Source organism: Pigmentibacter sp. JX0631, from assembly GCF_029873255.1.
Lineage (GTDB): Bacteria > Bdellovibrionota_B > Oligoflexia > Silvanigrellales > Silvanigrellaceae > Silvanigrella.
In genome coordinates this window covers 1-19,922 of sequence record NZ_CP123622.1, presented here as the reverse complement: position 1 = coordinate 19,922, position 19,922 = coordinate 1, and the positions used below count along the sequence as shown (strand labels likewise).

15 protein-coding genes are annotated in these 19,922 nt (G+C 30.2%); 9 read left to right on the top strand and 6 right to left on the bottom strand.

Features of this window, described 5'->3' with window-relative positions; all coding sequences use genetic code 11:
* Positions 1–137 precede the first annotated feature (137 nt).
* Complete coding sequence (locus QEJ31_RS00075) at positions 138–1,460, top strand: LysM peptidoglycan-binding domain-containing protein (RefSeq protein ID WP_280591636.1); 1,323 nt, start codon at positions 138–140, stop codon at positions 1,458–1,460.
* 26 nt (positions 1,461–1,486) lie between these two features.
* Here QEJ31_RS00075 and QEJ31_RS00070 read toward each other — a convergent pair whose 3' ends face one another.
* Together QEJ31_RS00070 and QEJ31_RS00065 are read right to left on the bottom strand one after the other, a co-directional pair.
* Positions 1,487–2,194, bottom strand: coding sequence for a YggS family pyridoxal phosphate-dependent enzyme (locus tag QEJ31_RS00070; RefSeq protein ID WP_280591634.1), 708 nt, complete (start codon positions 2,192–2,194; stop codon positions 1,487–1,489).
* Positions 2,195–2,214: 20 nt separating this feature from the next.
* Positions 2,215–2,820, bottom strand: coding sequence for a Maf family protein (locus tag QEJ31_RS00065; protein ID WP_280591632.1), 606 nt, complete (start codon positions 2,818–2,820; stop codon positions 2,215–2,217).
* 115 nt (positions 2,821–2,935) lie between these two features.
* Between QEJ31_RS00065 and QEJ31_RS00060 the strand changes: the two genes are divergently transcribed.
* From QEJ31_RS00060 to QEJ31_RS00035, 6 genes are all read left to right on the top strand, one after another.
* Positions 2,936–5,875: an Hpt domain-containing protein gene (locus QEJ31_RS00060; protein ID WP_280591631.1), complete on the top strand. Its 2,940-nt coding sequence runs from the start codon at positions 2,936–2,938 to the stop codon at positions 5,873–5,875.
* Positions 5,856–6,476 (top strand): chemotaxis protein CheW, encoded by a 621-nt coding sequence (locus QEJ31_RS00055; protein WP_280591630.1) that lies wholly within the window; start codon positions 5,856–5,858, stop codon positions 6,474–6,476. Before QEJ31_RS00060 ends, QEJ31_RS00055 begins: the two co-directional genes overlap by 20 nt.
* A complete protein-coding gene (locus QEJ31_RS00050; protein ID WP_280591629.1) occupies positions 6,442–6,783 on the top strand; it encodes a hypothetical protein in 342 nt (113 codons plus the stop codon). Before QEJ31_RS00055 ends, QEJ31_RS00050 begins: the two co-directional genes overlap by 35 nt.
* Positions 6,780–8,297 (top strand): hypothetical protein, encoded by a 1,518-nt coding sequence (locus QEJ31_RS00045; RefSeq protein ID WP_280591627.1) that lies wholly within the window; start codon positions 6,780–6,782, stop codon positions 8,295–8,297. The genes QEJ31_RS00050 and QEJ31_RS00045 overlap by 4 nt, the downstream gene beginning before the upstream one ends.
* A gap of 53 nt (positions 8,298–8,350) precedes the next feature.
* Positions 8,351–9,484: a DUF2786 domain-containing protein gene (locus QEJ31_RS00040; RefSeq protein WP_280591625.1), complete on the top strand. Its 1,134-nt coding sequence runs from the start codon at positions 8,351–8,353 to the stop codon at positions 9,482–9,484.
* Positions 9,485–9,696: 212 nt separating this feature from the next.
* Positions 9,697–10,275, top strand: coding sequence for a hypothetical protein (locus QEJ31_RS00035; protein ID WP_280591623.1), 579 nt, complete (start codon positions 9,697–9,699; stop codon positions 10,273–10,275).
* A 275-nt stretch (positions 10,276–10,550) separates the two neighbouring features.
* Here the strand turns inward: QEJ31_RS00035 and QEJ31_RS00030 are convergent, their stop codons facing one another.
* Both QEJ31_RS00030 and QEJ31_RS00025 read right to left on the bottom strand, forming a co-directional pair.
* On the bottom strand, positions 10,551–10,940 hold the full coding sequence (locus QEJ31_RS00030) for a hypothetical protein (RefSeq protein ID WP_280591621.1): 390 nt from the start codon (positions 10,938–10,940) through the stop codon (positions 10,551–10,553).
* Positions 10,941–11,113: 173 nt separating this feature from the next.
* Positions 11,114–13,615, bottom strand: coding sequence for an alpha-ketoacid dehydrogenase subunit alpha/beta (locus QEJ31_RS00025; protein WP_280591619.1), 2,502 nt, complete (start codon positions 13,613–13,615; stop codon positions 11,114–11,116).
* 155 nt (positions 13,616–13,770) lie between these two features.
* Here QEJ31_RS00025 and QEJ31_RS00020 point away from each other — a divergent pair, with 155 nt between their 5' ends.
* Both QEJ31_RS00020 and QEJ31_RS00015 read left to right on the top strand, forming a co-directional pair.
* Complete coding sequence (locus QEJ31_RS00020; protein WP_280591617.1) at positions 13,771–14,475, top strand: hypothetical protein; 705 nt, start codon at positions 13,771–13,773, stop codon at positions 14,473–14,475.
* Between the two features lie 8 nt (positions 14,476–14,483).
* Positions 14,484–15,215 (top strand): hypothetical protein, encoded by a 732-nt coding sequence (locus tag QEJ31_RS00015; protein WP_280591615.1) that lies wholly within the window; start codon positions 14,484–14,486, stop codon positions 15,213–15,215.
* Here QEJ31_RS00015 and QEJ31_RS00010 read toward each other — a convergent pair.
* Positions 15,197–16,966: a leukocidin family pore-forming toxin gene (locus QEJ31_RS00010; RefSeq protein WP_280591613.1), complete on the bottom strand. Its 1,770-nt coding sequence runs from the start codon at positions 16,964–16,966 to the stop codon at positions 15,197–15,199. The genes QEJ31_RS00015 and QEJ31_RS00010 overlap by 19 nt on opposite strands.
* Before the next feature lie 228 nt (positions 16,967–17,194).
* Positions 17,195–19,801: an ATP-dependent chaperone ClpB gene (gene clpB, locus QEJ31_RS00005; RefSeq protein WP_280591611.1), complete on the bottom strand. Its 2,607-nt coding sequence runs from the start codon at positions 19,799–19,801 to the stop codon at positions 17,195–17,197.
* Between the last annotated feature and the right edge of the window lie 121 nt (positions 19,802–19,922).

Sequence of the window (19,922 nt, the reverse complement as noted above, 5' to 3'; positions counted from 1 at the left end):
TTGCATTCTAATTATTCCTAAAATTGAAGAAGATTCTACATAACTATAATTTAAAGTAATTAAATTATGTAATTTTAACCCATCTAAATAATTTCTAATAAGTTTCGATAAATATCTGGTAATTAAATGGAAAAAAAATGATTATTAGTAAAATATTAAAAATAATATTAATATTATTAATATACTCTAAGATATATGCAAAAGAAAGTATTTGTTTACACAAAGTACAAAAAAATGAAAATTTAATTAATATTTTAAGAACTTATAAAAATTATCCTGTCTATGGTGAAAATGGTTCATTAAAAGAAACGTTACGATTAAATAAATTAACTTCTCAAGATCCAAATTTAATCTACCCTAATGAAATTTTGAAAATTAAAAATTTGAATTACAATGCAAAAAACCAATCTAATATAATTTCATATGTAGTTAATAAGCAAGATACTTTATTCTCAATTTTAAAAAAACTCAAACATTTTCATAATTTAGATCTACAGACTGCATTAAATGAAACTCTCAAACTTAATCCACAAATATTAAATCATGAATCTAAAGGAAATTTAATATATCCAAATGAAGTAATTTATATAAAAATACAGAATATTGAATTTTGTATGAAAAATTTTGAAACTATAAACAATTTAGAGAAGTCAAATTTAAACGATTTTCATTCTAAAATAACAAATGAAAGTAAGCTTGAAGCTGAAAATAAAAATGAAAATAAAGACGAAAGTAAAGAAATAAATGAAGAAAAAGTTCTAGATATTCATTCAAAATTCTATGCGGGCTTGATGCAAACTTATGAACGTCTTGATATTTATGACCGCTTGAACAACTCCAATGCGACTCTCATAAGTCATGTTGCATACGGAGCAAATTTTGGATGGTCACAATATTTTACAAATGATTTTTACGCAAATATTAATGGACGCATTCAATCAATTTCATTTAAACCTTTTACTAATATAAATTTAATGACAAATAAAGTAAATATTGGAAATTTTGAAGCAAGTTTAAATTACAATTTTTTAGACTATTTTAATTTAGGCATTGTAGGTCAAAATAGATATTTTGTTTATTCCAGAAGTTCGGCAGTAACAAATATTGGTTCTAGTAATAATATTTCTCAATATAATTTATATCTTGATCCTGTCCAACAATATGGTCTTGGTGGAAGATTATATGCCATGCTTGATTTACCTTATGAATTGAATTTAAATTCTCATCTTATGTTTTTACATTTTTATCCTACGAATACCAATACATATGCAGTTTCTAGATGGAATTTATTTGAATATGGAATAAATCTTAATAAGTCAATCAATATTATTAATTTTTATTTAGAAATCAATTATACATATGGTCAACAAACAACTTCGTTAACTAATCAAAAATTGCAAATGCTAGATGGAATTATAGGGGTTTCGATAGAATTTGGCAAAAAAGTTCAAAAAGAATAAATTTAATTATATATTTTCAATGAAAATTAGTTTTTATTTCTTTCACCAAAAATTGCAGTACCAATTCTTAACATATTACTCCCACATTCAATTGCAGTTTCATAATCAGAGGACATTCCTAAAGATAAAATTGGTTGTGTATTAATTGAGTTTGTTTCCTTCCAGAGATTGTATGCATTGTCAATAAATGAATAGTAGAGTTCTTTTCTTTTATTTATTTCTATATCGAGAGGGCCAATACCCATGAAACCTGCAAAACTTATTTTAGAACTTTTCCAAATATAATCACGTAATAATTTTGCTTGTTCAATTGTTATTCCTGATTTATTTTGATCATTTTTATCAATTTGGAGTTGAATTAGAACTTTTAATTTCTGTTCAAATTTTCCTTTTTTCTCAATTTCTTTTGCCAGATCTATACTGTCTAATGATTGAAGACAAAAAACTTTATCGGTTAAATACTTTGCTTTATTTTTTTGTAAATTTCCTATTAAGTGCCATTTTAAATTTGGTAAACTGTTTTGAAAAAATTTTACTTTTTCTTGCCACTCTTGGATATAATTTTCTCCAAAATTTATTTGTCCACTTGAATAAGCAGAATTTATTTTATTACAATCTTGATATTTACTGACAGCTATAATAGTAATTTCATCGATATTTCTTTTATATTTGGTGGCAATATTAGTCAGATTTGTTTTGAAATTATTTAAATTACTTTCAATGAAATTATTCATGTTAATTATTTCCTCACAAATTACTTAATTGCAAAAGGTTTTATACCTGCAAAATTTGTGAGATCGACTAAAACTTCTGCAAGTGGTAAACCTATTACATTTGTGTAGCTTCCATTGACATTGGTAACAAAACCCATTGCCTTACCTTGAATACCATAACCGCCAGCTTTGTCGAAAGGTTCTTTACTTGCAATATAAGCTTGAATTTCATCCGCTGATATTTTCCGAAATGTTACAATAGTTTCAATAACTCTAGAAATTAGTTCTGTTCCATTTTGCATTAGGGTATAGCCTGTATATACTAAATGAGATTCATTTGATAACATTTTGAGCATATTTTCTGCATGTTCTTCTGATAGTGGTTTTTCTAAAATGACATCATTTTTAGTAACAACAATAGTATCAGCACTAAGTATTATATCATTCGGTGATACTTGTTTAGTTACTGCTAATGCTTTTTCAAATGCATTTCTCTTCACATAGTCTTTCCCTGATTCATTTGTTTTTGGAATTTCATCTATATTAGCTGGAATTACTAAAAACTCTAATCCACTTGCAGTTAGCATTTCTTTTCTTCTTGGTGATCCACTTGCTAAAATTAATTTATTTTTTTGTTTGCTATTCATAAAAACCGCCAAATCCTTAACTCTAAAAAAAATACAGACGCAGTTAATGCGATTAAAATACCTAGTAAGTCATACCTCATTTATCACAATTAACGTACTTTTTTTGGGGGATAGTGTGTTTTTCCTAAAAAGCATACCTGAGCTTCGTTCACCGGAACAATCTGATTCAAACCTAGCTGAAGAGTTGAAGAATGAAGCAACCGAATTATACGAACGCTTGGCAACCTTATGCCAAGGATTTCAAGAGCATTTAATTGCGAATGAAGATGTCCCACTCGAAGAAAGTCAAGAATTATTTAGAACACTGCATACTCTGAAAGGTTTGTCGCAAATGGCAAATCTTTTAGAGATGGTTGCTATGGCGCATGCAGTTGAAGATTATATTGAATTTGTTCGTTCTGAAAAGGTTAAATTAACAAAAGAAATAATTGAATTAGTCTCAGATGCACAAAATGTTTTTGAACAAGTATACAAAGCGTATCCAAAGCCAATTGATCCTGATGTGTTGATGGAGGCGGAAAGGCTTGTGCATGAGTTTCATGCTAAATCTGATATTGTGAAAAATGGCGGAACTCCTGCTCCTTCCAGTGCCCCAGCAGGTAACAGTTCTGCGCCAACAGGCAATTTAGAAGCCGGAGCTTTTTCCGCTGAAGAAAATGCTGCTTTTCAAAAATTTTCTACTAGGACTGAAAAGGTCTTTGCTGTCCACCTTAAAGATGGCAGTTATAAGTCAATAGATGAGCTAAAATCAGGAAAACATGCAGATAATATATCCCGAGTTGGTGACTTTATAGTTTTTCGGGTATCAGGTGAACATGCTCTGATAGTATTTGCAGCTGAACTTGAAGCAGCAACTTTGAAAGGAGTTGTTGAAGCAGACGTTGTAGATTTAGACAAAAAAGATCCTAGCTGTTTAAAAAAATTAGGACCTCCTTGGGATTCTCTTGTTTTTGCGGGAGGAGGTGATGCGCCTGCTGCTGCTGAACCTGCTAAAGAAGCTTCTTCTGCTCCCCCAGCCGCTGCACCTGCACCTGCAGCTGCAGGAGGTGGTGGGCATGGAGGAGGTGAAGAAGAGGAGCCAGAAGAAGATTTTGATACCAAAAATCTTGCTGGTGGAGATGGCTTTGAAAAACCTGATCTTGATCCTGAAATGTTGCAAGATTTCTTATCAAATGCTGATGAACTCATTGAAAATTTAAGTAATTCAATGCTTGAGTTGGAAGGAAATCCCGAAAGTAAAGATGCGGTTGAAAGTATTTTTAGAAGTGCTCATACTATTAAAGGTACTTCTGGAATGTTCGGGTTTCGTGCAATTGAAAAATTAACCCATAAAATGGAGAATTTATTTGATAGAATACGCAAGGGAACTTTAAAAGTTTCTCCTGCTTTAATGGATGGTTTATTTTTTGGTTTAGATAGAATTCGTATTATGTTTGAGTCCATTAAAAAAAATCAATCATCAGAAATGCCAATAAACGATGCTCTTTCAAAATTAAGATTAGCGGTTTTGGGTACCGGTGGGGCTCCTGCCAAAAAAGCTGAGGGAGGAACTCCGGCCGCACCTGCTGCACCCGCCACGCCAGCTGCCCCTGCTGCACCCGCCGCGCCAGCTGCCCCCGCCACACCTGCTGCGCCAGCAGCTGCAAAGCCTGCTGGTGACAAAGATAAAAAGAAACCAGAAGAGAAAAAAGCTGATGAAGCTGGTGGAACAATCCGTGTTGACTTAAAGCGTCTTGATAGTCTTGTTAATTTAGTTGGTGAATTGGTTATTGATAGAACACGTTTTGCTCGAATAGAAGAAGAATTACGTGGAAATGGAAATAGTGAATTAGGACATTCGATGAGTGAAAGTGTTTTGCTTTTTGGCAGACACATGAATGAAGTTCAAAGTATTATTATGAAAATTCGGATGGTTCCAGTTGGAAACGCATTTTATAAATTTACAAGAGTTGTTCGTGATTTATGCAGACAACTAGGAAAAGAAATGGATCTACATATAATTGGCGGTGAAACAGAACTAGATAAAACATTAGTCGAAGAAATTGGAGATCCCCTTGTTCACTTAATTAGAAATAGTGTGGATCATGGTGTTGAAATGCCTGATGTAAGAGAACAAGTAGGAAAACCTAGGAAAGGTAATATTCATTTAAAAGCTAGTCAAGATGGAAATATGATAGTAATAACTATCCAAGATGATGGAAAAGGATTACAAATTGATAAAATAAGAAATAAAGCAATAGAAAGAGGAATTATTAAAGAAGCTGATCATATGACAAATAAAGAAATATTTTCTTTAATTTTTGAATCAGGATTTTCTACTGCTGAAAAAGTAACAAATATTTCTGGTCGTGGCGTTGGGATGGACGTCGTTAAAAAGAGTATTGTGAAGTTAAAAGGAATTATTGAATTAGATAGTGAACTTGGAAAAGGAACCACAACAACAATAAAATTACCTTTAACTTTAGCTATTATTCCAAGTCTTATGGTTGAAACTAAAGGTGAAAGTTATGCTATTCCTCTAGTAAATGTAATTGAAAGTATCCGCATTAGACCAGAAGAAGTGCAAAAAATGGGAAGTGCAGATTTCGTTAAATTAAGAGATAGAGTACTTCCTTTACTCAAACTTGCAGATGTGTTTGATCTGCATGCAATGAATGATTTAATGTGGTATTCCGTTGCAGATATACAAAGAATAAAACATCATAATGAAGGTGAAAATAATGATAAACCAAATGAAGAAAAATCTGTAGAAATAAAACAATCCAATTCAAATCAAAGTTTTTCTTTTAGAATGAGGCATTCTAAACCAAGAATAATATTTGTGGTTGTTGGAGTGGGTGAAAAAAGAGTTGGAGTAGTAGTTGATCAACTTCAAGGTCAACAGGAAATTGTTATTAAATCTTTAGGCAGACTTATGGGAAAACGGCGCGGAGTTGCTGGAGGATGTGTTTTAGGAAATGGAAGAGTAGCTTTAGTATTGGATGTTGGTGAAATAATAGACGACTTCTCACAAACTAAATCGGGGTACCAAAATCGTGCTGCAGTTGCAAGTTAAAAAATTTGTTTCTTTTTCAGGTGATGCTGCTGGCGGTCAACAAGTGCAATTGCCTTATCAAGATGATACTGCATCTGGATATATTAATGATGTTACCGATGAAGGAGTAGTACAAACACCAGGTGTTCAATATATCGGTTTTAAATTGCATAAAGAAGAATTTCTGTTACCTATGTCATTGGTAAGAGAAATTATTATGTTAACAACAATAACTTTTGTTCCGGGTGCTAAATTTATGATGGAGGGTATCATTGCTTTACGCGGTGAAATTATGCCAGTGTTAAATTTAAGAAGATTTTTGAAATTTGAAAGAGGAAAAGCTGATTCTACTACAAGAGTAATTATTTTGCATTGTGATTATGGTGGTTTTGGTGTCATTGTTGATGATATAACTGAATTTGTTCGTCTACAACCTTCGGAAATAGAATCTATTCCACAAAATTTCTTTCCTGCTGAATATAAAATATTAGCTGGAGTTTCAAGGGTAGGGGATAGAATTAGAGGTATTATAGATTTAGATAAAATAGTAGCAGAGTTAACATTTGACCTAAAAGAGGAAACAGAAAATGAAGATGAACAACCTGCTGCTGCTGATCATTAGCCTTTTATTAATTGGAAGTTGCGAGAAAAAAACAAGACTTGTTGATATAAAATTATTAATTTTAACTCCAAAAACTTATTATGATATTCCTGTTATTTTAAGTGGAAAAATATTTGATGTAGGTCCCGGAGGTCTTTGGTTTGTATTGGAAGACAAAACAGGTTATATTCAAGTTACAACTGAAAATATAACTGCTTATTTACCTTGTATGCAAAAAGGTAAAGATGTGGCTATTGTAGGAAAGCTTAAGCAATTCAAAGTGCATAAATATTTTTCAATACAAACTATGCTGAGGTGTGATAATTGAGATTTTTTGTTTTTTTATTTTTAATACTAATTATTAATTCATGTAATAAAAATTCATCTTCTGAAGATAAAAGGTATTTTGTATTTTTAGGAAATCCTAATAAAAACGTAACAATTTATAAAGTTAATAATAGTAATAATAAAAAAATATATTATCCACTTATGCGAATTACGACAAATACAAAAACCTTATTGCCAGTTGGAATATATGCTCTTGCAAATGAATGCAGTTCTTATGAGTTTAATCATGACGGAACAAAAGATCAAAAAATTGTTATGAGTAAAGTTAGTTTAGTATTTAATAGTAAAAATAATAATCAATTAGAAAATTCTTTAAGCAATACTTTTAATAGTTATTGTCTTGACCCTTTAAATAAACAAGAACATTGGTTTATTAATAAAAGTGATTTTGATATTTTACCAGGGAAAAATGTACTTTCTATTTCAGGAAGAAATGTTGAATTTAATTTAGATCCTCTCATTTATTCTGAAAAAAAAGTGCAATTATGGCCACTCACATTGTCTTCACCAATAAATACGGATTCTAGTAAGTTTTTTTCCTATCCATTAGATTTATCAACACAAGAAAAAAAATTTGTTATTTCTTCTCCTGTTAATGGAACAATTTGGCTACAAAGTGGAAGATATCAGATAGAAGTAAATGGTAGCAATAAAATAATTCAAATAAAAGATTTTTCTAATTTTGATATAAAACTAGGGGTAATGCGAATCGTTTCTCCTCGCTATTTTCCAATTGAAGAACGCTTAAAAGCAGGTGGTCAACCAATATTTGCATATATTAATGAAAAAGTATTGTTTAGATTAAATACGGATTATCCTGTATTTCCTGGTAACTACAGAGTAACGCTGGAAGGTACAGAAATTGAAAAATATGTAGATGTTTCAGAAAATCAAATTACTGAGGTTAAGACACGTGGGGTGCAAATTAATTCTCCTACCTGTCCTGAAAAATATGAAAAATGTAAACTACCACCACGAATTACTATTCATGCGAATAGAATGCCATTTGTATTAATGACTGTTATGCCTGACATGCCCTTTTTAGTTTTTGATCAAAAATACGAATATGGAGTTGAAGGAATTAAAGGCATTTTTAAGAATTTAGTGACATCTGAAGATTCTGTTAGAATAGATAAATTAAGTAGAGTCAAATTAAAATGGGAAATAAAATATACATCAGGAAATACAAAAACAGATTTTGTGCGCTTTGAAGCAAAAAGTCCCAGTATATATGGTAAATCTATTGATTTAATGTATTTCAAACCCGATGAAGTTTATTTACCTGATGGTGACTTTTCGCTAACATATTTTGTTGGTGATCAAAATTTGATTCTTCCAAAAACACGGATTGATCTTTTATTGTCAGGTGGCATAACTAAAGAAGTCGTTGTTCCTATCTTTACCCAAAAAATATCGGATGGACAATTGTCCGATAAAATTAAAGATAGTAAAACTGTTACGACAAAGGCAACTTTATCTCCTATTAAAGATTAAGTTTTTTAAAGAAGATCATTATCGCTTTTTTCTTAAATAAATTTAGAGGAAATATGAATTTCGAGTCTCTATTATCTGAAATGTTTTCAAAAGTTATTTTCCAACTCTATAAAGAGTACGATTACATTTGCTATTTATATAAAATTAAATTGACAAAACCAATGATAACTATTGAAGATTTAACATCTGAATGGGGGAGTTGGAACCCCACTTTTAAAACAATTCGGTTGTCGCGAAAATTAATTACAGAATATCCTTGGAATGTTGTTATTCAAGTATTAAAACATGAAATGGCACACCAAATAGTAACTCAACTATATCAGTCAGATTCTGGGCACGATTCACTTTTTCAACAAGCATGTGAGACAATTGCAGTTCTTCCAAGGTTTAGAAAAGCTAAGTTAAATTTCGATGATTTAGCAGCAAAAGAAGATTTTCCTAATTTAAGTTCAGAAGATCAAGTGATGCTAAGAAAAGTAGAAAAACTTTTAAATTTAGCACAATCTGTAAATGAACATGAAGCGTATTTGGCTATGCAAAAAGTGCAAGAAATATATCAAAAATATAATATTGAAAATATCCAGAAAAAAAATAATGAGTTGTATGAAAGTTTTTTTATAAATTTTAACAGAAAAGTAGTGCCCAGTACCTATCAATTTATTTTTGCTCTTATTCAAAACCATTTTTTTGTGAATATTATTTATGGTGAAATGTATGACTACTTAAACCAAGAATCGTATAAATCTGTCGAAATAATTGGAAAGAAAAGTAACATAAAAATGGCAGAGTACGTTTTTTATTTTTTAAAAGATAAAATTGAAAAGCTATGGCTTGAATACCAAAAAAATGGAAATATATCTGCTAAATATAAATTATCTTTTCAAAAAGGGGTGATTGAAGGTTTTCATTCTAAATTAGAGAAACAAAATAGGAAAAATGAACAAAATATAAAGCAAAATATTGAAAGTGAAGAATTTAATTTACCAATGCTACTTAAAGAAGAAATGACTTATTTAAATAATTATACTAAAAAATTATATCCAAAATTGAGCACAAAATCATCAGGTAGTGGAAGTGTTTATTCTGATTTTTATTCCGATGGAAAAACGGCTGGAAAAAAAATTATCCTTAATAAACCAATTGCGGAAGAAAAATCAGGTGTGTCTTATTTGCCAGGTAAAATTTAGAAAAATGGGTGCCAATTACTCCTCATACAACAAAGAATATTATTAAAATTATTTTACATTTTCCATATCTTTTTCTAAAAAATGTGGAAAGTATTTTGCGTTGATAGTATTTTGCGTTGATAGTATTTTGCGTTGATAGTATTTTGCGTTGATAGTATTTTGCGTTGATAGTACTTCTTAACTATTCTCTAACAAATTATAGGTTATTAAAAATGATTAGAAAAACACTTAAAATAATGAAACTAATTGTTACAAATACTTTTTTTATAAAACTTATTGCAGTAATTTTTTCTATTAAAATTATTTTATTATATATTGAATTATCAGAAAATATATCTAAAAATGCATTATATTACAAATTATTAATTGTATTCTTACCGCTGTTTTTTTGGTTGCTAGATTCTTATTTTGGCTATAAAAAAAGAATATTTTCTGAAATAAACAAGCAAAAAGAATTGATTTTTCTTGAAGTAGAAAAGAAGGATGAATTGACTTTTAAAATAAAGAAAGTAACTCATATTAAAAAATTTGTTATTTCTTTTTTATCAATTTTTAAATTAAGTATTTATATACCAATTTTATTTTTCGCAATAATTTTCTCTGGTTTTTTATTCAATAATATGAGTAATAGTGATTTAGGGGGTATAGCTTTTAGTTTAATAATTACAATTGGCTACATTATTTGGCCTCTCGGTTTTTTTTATTGCTTGATTCTTATTTTGGGTATAAATAAAATATATTGTCAAATAAAAAATCAAAAATTATTTTCTTTGAAGAAAAAAGAAAGATGAATTGACTTTAAAAAAAAGTTACTCACATAAAAAATTTGCTAGATCTTTTTATCTATTTTTTATACGCTTATTTTATTTTTTGTAATAATTTGCTCTTGTTTTTATACCATAGTAGAGATTTAGGACTATATTTTTATTAAAATAATTATACTTTTTCCAATTATTGAGACTATTATTAAAGTATTTTCAATTATCCATTATAAAAAGTGACAACTTCAAATGGGGGATAGAAACATATTCAGAATATCTTAGTGCTATGTCCCTTAATAAATTTATTATCCGCCATTTCCGCCATTTCCGCCATTTCCGCCATTTCCGCCATTTCCGCCATTTCCGCCATTTCCGCCATTTCCGCCATTTCCACCATTTCCACCATTTCCGCCATTTCCACCGTTTCCACCATTTCCACCATTTCCACCATTTCCACCGTTTCCACCATTTCCACCGTTTCCACCGTTTTTTCCATTTTCGCCATTTTTACCGTTTTTTCCATTTTTTCCATTTTTACCATTTTCGCCATTTTTTCCATTTTCACTGTTTTTAGAAACTAAAAATAAATTGGAATCCATATTTTTATGATTCATTAAATTATTGTTACCATAGGATGTGTTACTAATTATTAAAAACGAGGTAGAAATTACTTTAGCAAGTGCAATTTTTTTCATCTGAGTATTTCCTTCTAATATTTTTTTATTATAAATTTTAAAAATTTTAGTTTTTAAAAAAAATAGCAAAATAAACTTATCTTCTAAAGGAAATAATGTAAACTTAATCAGAGTTCCATAACTAAGTACTATGATTTTTAGCCTACATATTTATATTTTTATACTTTTATACTTTAAAAATTATCTAGCGTTGTATTATGAGTCAATTTTAAGGAATTTTCAGCTGATATTGCACCTTGACGTCTTACTTCTTGATTATAAAAATCATGGAATTTTTTGGGGGATCTTTCTTGCATAATTTGATAACAAATTTCGATAATATGCTCGGTTTGAGGTTTGCAATAAAAATCGCCATCGCGCCCATAAGCTCCCCTATTATCTTTTGCAGATAATGTTCTAGGCATGCAATCTAAAAAGTGGAAAGCCTTATCTCGTTCAATAGACTGTTGCATCATATATGCAGATGCTCCCCCTGGAACATCTTCATCTAAAAATAAAACAGCATTGGTTTTCTTAATAGAATGTAAAATTGTATTTGTTAAATCAAAAGGCAATAATGTTTGAATATCGATAATTTCAACAGAAATATTCATTTTTTCTAAATCACTAGCAGCTTCCATTGCGAGTTTACAACAAGCACCATAGGTTACAATTGTAATATGCTCTCCATTTTTTATGATTTCTGGATGACCTAAAGGAACAGTAAAGGAACCAATATTATCAGGAATTTTTTCTTTTAGACGATAAGAGTTTAGTACCTCGATTACTAAAGCAGGATTATCAGATTGAAGTAAAGTATTATACATTCCTGCTGCTTGAGTCATATTTCTTGGAACGCATAAATACATTCCTCTAATTGAATTTAAAATAGTCCCCATAGGTGAACCTGTGTGCCAAATTCCTTCGAGCCTGTGCCCTTTTGTGCGAATGATAACGGGTGATTTTTGTCCACCAGCTGTTCTATAAAGTAAAGTAGAGAGATCGTCTGAAGCTGTTTGTAGGCAATATAAAAAATAATCAAGATACTGGATGTCAACTAATGGTCTTAAACCTCTGATAGCTGCTCCTATACCCTGGCCTAGAATAGAGGCTTCTCGAATACCGGTATCAGTTACTCTTAAATCACCAAATTTTGCATTTAATCCTTCAAATACTAAGTTAACATCTCCTAATTTGCCTACATCTTCGCCAAGTACAAAAAATTTAGGATTGTTTAAAAATTGTTGTTCAAAACATTTCTGCAGGACAATTCTACCATCAACGGTTTCTCCTTGTGGAGAATAAATGGGATCAATTTTTTTGATATTTAAAGGAGAATGCTTAGAATCACTGTATAATTTGCTTTCATAAATATAATTATATTTTCTTGAAAACTCGTTAAAAAATTGGATAAGTTGATTTTTTTCTGAAGATTCTTCATTGCGTATATTGATAATAGCTTTAAATAAATTTGAATGAATGACTCTTCTATTTAAAGAAACAGTATTTTCTAAATTATATATGCACTGTTTTATGGATTCAGAATTTTGTGTATTGCTTAAAACTAAATTTAAATAATGCAAAGCTGATTTTAATTCTTTTTTTATTGGATTTATTAATAATTCCCATGCTTCAGAACGGCATTTTTCAACGTATATTTTTTCTTCTTCATCAATTAAATTTAGCTCGTTTTCTGTTGAAATATTTTTGGCAATTATCCATTCCCTAAATTTTTTAATGCAGCAGTATTCTTTTTCCCAATCTAATCTTTCTTTAGATTTATATCTTTCATGACTTCCGCTTGTTGAATGACCTTGCGGTTGGGTTACTTCTATTACGTGCACTAATGCGGGTTTATGATTTTTTCTAACGTGCTCAGCTGCTGTAAGATATGTTTCGCAGAGATCAACATAATTCCAAGCTTCTACTTGATAAATTGAGATGCCTTTGTTGTCTTGGCTATTTTGAAATCCTGAAAGAGCTTGTGAGATAGAATTATTTACTGTTTGTAAATGTCTTGGAACTGAAATTCCAAATCCATTATCCCATACAGACATTAACAATGGAATTTGTAAAACTCCTGCAGCATTCATTGTTTCGAAAAAAATTCCTTCTGAAGTTGATGCATCACCAATCGTTCCAAAAACAATTTCGTTTCCTTGATTTGAGTAATGATGTCCTTCTGAATGCAATACTTTTTCATTTCGATAAAGTTTAGACGCATAAGCTAAACCAAGCATTCGACTCATTTGTCCTGCTGTAGGAGAAATGTCAGAGATAGAGTTTTTATTTTCAAGTTGATTTTTAAAGAAACCGTTTTCATCAAGTAAACGAATACCAAAATGGGAGTTCATTTGTCGTCCACCAGAATGTGGTTCGTTACTAATATCAGGGTCAGCATAAAGTTGTGAAAAAAATTGAGTTACAGAAACATTCCCAAGTGCCATTTCAAATGTTTGATCTCTATAGTAGCCTGTTCTAAAATCTCCTTTAGCAAAAGCTTTACTTGCTGCTATTTGTGGAAGCTCTATGCCATCGCCAAATATTCCAAAACTAGCTTTGCCAGTTAATACTTCTTTTCTGCCTGTTAAACTAGCATATCTGCTTCTTACTGCAAGTCGATAATCCGAAACAATTTCTTCAAAGGAAAAAGTAAATTTCTTATTCTGAGATTTAATAGTTCGGATAGTTTCCATAGAAATGGACTCCTTCATTTTGGGAATTAGCACCTAATTTTATTGAGAAATCCCATGGCAAATGGGATTGCTTTTATATACTCATATATGAGACAATTAAAAAAATCTACATTTAAGTTTTTTTTGGAGAGTAAAATAATATTTATAGGCAAATTATGTTAAAATTTATATTTTTAGTTTTTTTTATATCCTTCAATAGTAATGCATTCTCGGAATCTAATGAAAAGCCTGAAACTTGTAATTTTGTCCAAACAGATATTTTTTTTTATGATTATAGCTTTATTAATTCGGAAGATTCAAATAAATCAGGAATGAATAATCAAATACTAACTGCACGACCAGGGCTAGAAATTTGCTTTAAAACTAAACATTTAAATTTTCGTCCAAATATTCTGATAAACCCTTTTAATTCTTCAACTGAAGGAGGGATGTATATCGGTAAGGAGTTTTCTAAAGCAGAATTTGGTTTATACTCTAGCATCAACTATAGTCAAAAAACTTTAGGGAACAACTCAAATTTAAAAGAAACAGTTGAAAATAATTTATTGCTAGGACCTTATTTATATTTATTTCCAAATTTTAGTGATGAAAGTTCTTTAGAAATTTTGTTTAGACTATCTTATTACTATTATTTAAATCAAGGAACTGTTAATGGATATACAACAACCACTTCTAAAAAAAATGGAATAAATTTTTTAACTAATTTACTATATGCGACCTTTGTTAATAAACACTTAGCATATACTCCATCAGTTAATTTTGTTTATACATATTCTGTAGATATGGTTGGTGGAAATATTGGTTCAAGTGTTTATCAACTGCAGATTTTACCAATTTCTTTTCGTTGGTATTTGAATTAGGAGTTTTTATGGAAGAGACCTTATATTTGGGAATACTATCACTAACTGGTTCTAATTTTTCATTGCAGTATTTAGAAAATTTTTTTGAATTTTATAATAAGAAAAAAAGTAAAGAAGGATTAAAAAATAAAATTAATATTATTTTGCATTCTGTTGCTGAAAATTATTTAAAATTTGAAGAAAGTGAAATAAGAAAAGAAATAATTAAATGTTTAAATGACTTTCGTTTAATAAATGTTTATCATTTAATTATACCTTCTAGTGAAATGTTTGTTTTTAAAGATCTATTTTTAAGTAATTCAAATGCTAAACTGGATTTTTATTTCTCAGTTATTGAAAGCGTTAATGTTATAAAAAATAGTTCATTAAAAAAGGTGGCAATAATTTCTACAGGAAATAGTTTTGAAAACAAAGTTTTTCAAGATCAATTAGATGGTTTAAATGTACAATATTTTTGTAATGACAATCTTTTAGAGATGATTAATGAAGTTATAATTTGTTCAAAACAATCTGGAATAAATGCTCATGTTAATAGGGTTTTTAATAATATTTTAGCTTATCTAAGTTTAAATCAATGTGATAGTATTTTAATTGATAATTTTGATATTAGAAAAATATTTCAAATAAATAAAGCTAAAACGCATTTAAAAATATTAGATACTTTCGATATTTTAAATGAACAAGTGCTAAAATCTCTGCTATTTATGAAAAATTCTGAGAATTATAAAACAGCACTATAAGCTTCTAGGTGTATTTTTTTATCAGAATTTATATCGACTATTCTTACTTTATTAAATGAATCAAGTCCAATGACTTTACTTTTATCACTACTTAATTGAATATGACCTTGATCATTTAGTACCCATTTTTGATTAAAATTAATATTACATGTATTTACAGTTAAATACCCCATTTGGTCTAAATTAAGACAGCTTTCATTAAATAATCTTGTTTTAAATTGTTTTTCATCGTTGTCATAACCCCACACTTGTGCTCGACTATTAACGCATTCACTGTGTACAACATTTTTATTATTATCTACGAGCAAACACTTGCTAGAATAAAGCTCCTTTGTATTTTGAAGGCGAAAATTTAATTCTGAAGCAAAATAAGGAGAACTCCAATCGACAGAAATTTGTTCAGTAATATTTGGTGTTGTAAAATTATTTGTTTTTATATTTATGTAATGAAATAAAGCAAAGCTTAATTTCCTTCCTAATATAACCCCTGCTTCGACATTAGTCCCTAACTCAAAAATTGAATTTCCTTGATTTTGTTTACTTGTTTTAAAAACTGCTTGAAATGAAGGGGTAAATGATTTATGACTAATAGCTGAAAACTTGCCCCTATTTGCAGACCAACTTTTTTGCCAAGCTGCTTCAGTAAAATGGCAAGTATTAAAATCTTTTCTGGTTAAATAGTCGCAAATTTTATCATTCACTTTTGAATCCCACATCCATTTTGCTTTATTATTATAGCTTATATTTTCTATGGTGTATTCATATGTATTGTAAGAAACATTTCTTAAATTTGATATTTGTATTGATGCTCCTAGTGAAACATTAGCATTGGGATTATGATTCATAACGCCGCCAACAATATTTCCTGAAAGTCCGATTGTTGTTCCATGACTTTGGGTAACTGTTGAGCCTGGATTTGTATTTTGTGGAAATGTTTTCACTAATTTAACATCATTTGTTGAAGTAATTTCATTTACCCAAAAGTTATATTTATTTGCATATGGGCCAACAAAATCCCGTTTACTTCTTAAAAATTCGCTTCTATTAAATCCTTGATTAATGTCATCCGCTAAGTGCCAACCTGTTCCACCTTCTTCATCTGGTGAAACAGAAACCATTAAATATTTTGCATTTTCAGTTTTAATTAATTGACCAGTTTTTGGATCTTCTTTCATTGTAATTTTTGAGCCTGATAGATCTACTTTATAATTTAATTCTAGAAAAGCATTATTTATGCAATAATCTTTTAACTCTTCTTCATCAAAAAACATAAGCATAGGACATTGGATATTTCGTCTGACTAAAGTAATATTAACAGTTGCATTTGTTAAAGTAGATTTTACATTTTTTATGTTTTTATTTTGAAAATCTTTATCACTAACAAGTAACTCTAAGTGTTTATTTAGCATTTCATTACTTGGTTTTTCATTATAAACATAAAATTTTGGTCCATTGTTGGTTTTTGCAACTAAAACGTAATTGCTGGCAAAGCTTAAACCACTTATTTCTTTAATTACATTACTTGCTAATTTTTTTGTTTTATCTGAATTTTTTTCCAAATATAGTGGTGTATAATTTTCATAATCATTTAAATAATTATGCTTATTATTTTCTTCTTTCAAAACAACTAAACCTGGATAAGTATATTCAGTTGTAGTTTCAGAATGAGTGTTATCTTTTTTTCCGCAACTAATTAGAAATAGAATTAAAATAGAAGACAATGAATACAAAGTAACTTTATTTTTTTGCATGTCCAACCTCTAATATTGTTTTTGACATTATATAGGCAAAAGAAATAGAATACAAACAAAAAGTTATAGGAATAGAAAAATTTTATTTTGTTACATTATTAAAGAAACGAAAACTGTTACTATTCTTTTTTTAATATAGAAAAAAATATGAGAGCTTGAAGAAAAAAAAGTCCTAAAAATTTCTTCTAGGACTTTTTTTATAAAAAATGCAATTATATGGAAATAAATTTATTTTTTGCTAAAAGAAATATTCTTTTTTGAATCTTCTTTTACAATAATGGTATCTCCTTCATTAAATTTGCCTTCTAAAAGCTCCATAGATAAGGGAACTTCGACCAAGTCTTGCAAAGCTCTTTTTAAAGGACGTGCACCAAAATTAACGTCCCAGCCTTCTGTTGCAATAGATGAAATTACTTCTGGGTTTACTTCAAGTGCCATATGTTGCTGTTGCATTAATCTTTGAGCTAATTTAGAGACTTGGATACTGACAATTTTTTCAATAACATCTTCTCTTAAAGCATTAAATATAACTGTTTCATCTATTCTATTTAATAACTCGGGACGCATATGCGTTAAGACTTCTTCCATAACAAGTTTCTTTAGTTGTTCGCTGTTTCGAGCATCTTCTGGTGCTTCCAATATTCGGTGCGCTCCAATGTTACTTGTCATGATTACGATACAATTTTGGAAATTAATAGTTCTACCTTGTCCGTCGGTTAACCTACCATCATCTAGCATTTGCAATAATACATTCAGAACTTTTGGATGTGCTTTTTCAATTTCATCAAAAAGAACAACTGTATAAGGTTTTCTGCGCACAGCTTCTGTTAATTGTCCTCCATCTTCAAAACCAACGTAGCCAGGAGGAGCTCCTATCAAACGAGAAACAGAATGTTGTTCCATATATTCAGACATATCTATCCGTATCATAGACTTTTCTGTATCAAATAAACTTTTTGCGAGGGCTTTTGCAGTTTCTGTTTTTCCTACTCCTGTTGGACCTAAAAATAGAAATGAACCCATTGGTTTGTTAGGATCTTTTAGTCCGCTACGGGTTAAACGAATAGCATTAGCAACTGCTTGGAGTGCATGATCTTGCCCAACTACACTATCTCTAAGCTCGTTTTCTAGTTTTAAAAGTCTTTGTCTTTCAGCGGCGAATAATTTATTAACAGGAATCCCTGTCCAAGTAGAAACCACTGTTGCAATATCTTCAGCATCGACTTCTTCTTTTAAGAAAACTGAATTTTCATCATGTTTTTCTTCATTTGGTGATTGTGATGAAGATTGGGTTAAAGCACGTAGACGTTCTTGCAATTTTGGCATTTCACCAAATTTTATTTCACTGGCCCGAGCATAATCTGTGCGGCGCTCGTACTCTTCCATTTTTACTCTAGCTTGTTCTAGATCTTTCTTTAATTTATTTATTTCATTAACGCTGCCTTTGGCAAGTTGCCATTTATTACGCATTAATTTTGCTTCATTTTCAAGTTCGCGCAATTGGTTTTCAATATCGGTTTTCCGGCCTATGGCCTGATAATCTGTTTCTTTTGATAAGGCTACTAATTCTATTTTATATTGAGCAATTTTTCTTTCGATGGTGTCAATTTTTTCAGGTACGCTATCTAATTGAATTTTTAATCTACTGGACGCTTCATCAATTAAATCAATTGCTTTATCTGGAAGAAACCTATCAGTAATATAGCGATCAGATAAAGTTGCAGCTGCAATCAAAGCATTGTCTTTAATACGTATTCCATGGTGGATTTCATATCTTTCTTTCAATCCACGCAAAATTGTGATCGTATCTTCAACACTAGGTGGATTTACGATTACAGGTTGAAAGCGGCGTTCTAAAGCAGTGTCTTTTTCTATAATTCTGTATTCTTCTAATGTAGTAGCGCCTATACAGCGTAATTCTCCTCTAGCTAAAGCAGGCTTTAACATATTTCCAGCATCCATAGAACCTTCACCACCACCAGCTTTTACCATGGTGTGAATTTCATCAATAAAAAGAATGATTTTTCCTGCAGCATCTTGAACAGCCTTGAGAACTGCTTTTAATCGTTCTTCAAATTCTCCTCTGAACTTAGCTCCAGCCACCATGCCAGCGATATCGAGGCTCAGAAGTTTTCTATTTTTCAAAGTTTCAGGTACATCGCCGCGGATTATACGTTGCGCTAATCCCTCAGCAATTGCTGTTTTTCCTACTCCTGGTTCGCCAATTAAAATAGGATTGTTTTTCGTCCTTCGCGATAAAATTTGGATTACTCTACGGACTTCACTATCTCTACCGATGACGGGATCAAGTTTGTTTTCCTCAGCTAACTTTGTAAGATCACGAGCATATTTTTCTAAAACACCTAATTTGTTTTCTGGAGATTGATCAGTCACTTTATTATTGCCTCTTATAGCTAAAATAGATTTCTGGAGAGTGTTGGTATCAAGATTATAACGATTGAATAAATTTGCCACAGTTGGCTGCTTACAAGTAGGCGCAGCTATGACAAAATGTTCAATCGAAATATATTCATCTTGTATTTCTTTTCTAATTTTATCTGCCGTTTCAAGATAAGAAGATAAAAATGGCCCACTGGTTGGCTCACTACCACCAGACACTTTTGGGAGTGTATCAACTATTTTTTTTAATTCTGATGAAATTTGAGTTACTTTTAATCCAAGATTTTGGCAAAGCATTTTCACAATTTCTTCATTTTCATTAAAAATAGCGCTTAAAATATGGGCTGGAGTTAATTCTGGGTTGCCATTTTGTTTAGCAACTGTATGCGCATCATTAATGGCTGATTGGGCTCGGTGTGTAAATTGATAAGCCATATATTTACTCCCTTGTTTAGATTGGAGTTCTAAAATAATAGAGTTAAAAAGCAATTTCCAGTTGCTTTCACTTAACTGTAACCTTGGTCTTTTTGTGTTTTTGTCAAGGGTCAAAGAATTG

Coding starts and splice junctions, on each gene's coding strand:
- QEJ31_RS00070 (WP_280591634.1), bottom strand. CDS start 2,194: ATGAATAATTTCATTGAAAGTAATTTAAATAATTTCAAAACAAATCTG.
- QEJ31_RS00075 (WP_280591636.1), top strand. CDS start 138: ATGATTATTAGTAAAATATTAAAAATAATATTAATATTATTAATATAC.
- QEJ31_RS00050 (WP_280591629.1), top strand. CDS start 6,442: ATGAAGATGAACAACCTGCTGCTGCTGATCATTAGCCTTTTATTAATT.
- QEJ31_RS00010 (WP_280591613.1), bottom strand. CDS start 16,966: ATGCAAAAAAATAAAGTTACTTTGTATTCATTGTCTTCTATTTTAATT.
- QEJ31_RS00030 (WP_280591621.1), bottom strand. CDS start 10,940: ATGAAAAAAATTGCACTTGCTAAAGTAATTTCTACCTCGTTTTTAATA.
- clpB (WP_280591611.1), bottom strand. CDS start 19,801: ATGGCTTATCAATTTACACACCGAGCCCAATCAGCCATTAATGATGCG.
- QEJ31_RS00035 (WP_280591623.1), top strand. CDS start 9,697: ATGATTAGAAAAACACTTAAAATAATGAAACTAATTGTTACAAATACT.
- QEJ31_RS00040 (WP_280591625.1), top strand. CDS start 8,351: ATGAATTTCGAGTCTCTATTATCTGAAATGTTTTCAAAAGTTATTTTC.
- QEJ31_RS00020 (WP_280591617.1), top strand. CDS start 13,771: ATGTTAAAATTTATATTTTTAGTTTTTTTTATATCCTTCAATAGTAAT.
- QEJ31_RS00065 (WP_280591632.1), bottom strand. CDS start 2,820: ATGAATAGCAAACAAAAAAATAAATTAATTTTAGCAAGTGGATCACCA.
- QEJ31_RS00025 (WP_280591619.1), bottom strand. CDS start 13,615: ATGGAAACTATCCGAACTATTAAATCTCAGAATAAGAAATTTACTTTT.
- QEJ31_RS00015 (WP_280591615.1), top strand. CDS start 14,484: ATGGAAGAGACCTTATATTTGGGAATACTATCACTAACTGGTTCTAAT.